Source organism: Bacillus sp. LR--39, from assembly GCF_053613335.1.
The window spans coordinates 1-804 of record NZ_JBSIOT010000672.1 but is presented as its reverse complement, the minus strand read 5'-3'; the positions used below and the strand labels follow the sequence as shown (position 1 = coordinate 804).

Below are 804 nucleotides of genomic sequence, written 5' to 3'. Positions count from 1 at the left end.
TGCCCGGATTGCGGCTGATAAAGGAGCCAAAATCATCTTTACGCCATTTTGTACAGAAGACCGTCAAGGCTATCTGCGTGTCAGATACTGTTCGCAGGCTAGAGCGGTTGAAAATCAAATTTATACGGTTATCTCTGGAACGATCGGAAACCTTCCGCAAACGGAAAACATGGATATCCAATACGCCCAGTCAGGCATCTTTGCCCCGTCTGATTTTGAATTCGCTCGAGACGGCATTGTCGGCGAAACAAACCCGAATATTGAAATGGTCGTCATCGGCGATGTTGACCTGGAAATTCTCAGAAGACAGCGCCAAAACGGTACAGTGCGCCAGCTAAAAGACAGACGGCGTGATATTTATCATATTCAATATAAAAAATAATTCCCAAAAAACCCGCCTGAATTGACGGGTTTTTTAAACAAAAGCGGAATTGAAACGTTTATGTGAAATAAAAGTAAATTGTATAGTGGAGGTGCCTTATGGAGTTTCTGTATTTTCGCCATTTCCTATATCATACAGAAAACGGCTAGACTTCACATTGCTATTGCAATGGCTGTCCAAGTTGTTTCGAGTGCGACCTTTATCAGTACGATGCTGAGCATTGTCACTTTGCCTGTTTTGCTTTGGAAGCTGCATCCTCTTTCTTCTTGAGAATGGGGATGTTTTATTATTTACGCGGTTTATTGACTCTGACCCGGTCTGGCTTTATATTGAAGGCAGGGAAATCATCACCAAGACATCACATAAAGAGAAGGTCTGTTTCAATTGAATTGGCATTATAGGGAACGCTAATGAAATGGAGA

The 804-nt window shown here is 42.3% G+C and carries 1 protein-coding gene and 1 pseudogene; both read left to right on the top strand.

What is annotated here, in order from left to right; genetic code table 11:
- Window positions 1–382, top strand: a 382-nt coding sequence (locus ACWHAR_RS25745) for a nitrilase-related carbon-nitrogen hydrolase (RefSeq protein ID WP_452088261.1), incomplete at its 5' end; no start/stop codon positions are given.
- 168 nt (window positions 383–550) lie between these two features.
- A pseudogene (locus ACWHAR_RS25740) lies at window positions 551–652 on the top strand (AEC family transporter); the annotation flags it as partial.
- Between the last annotated feature and the right edge of the window lie 152 nt (window positions 653–804).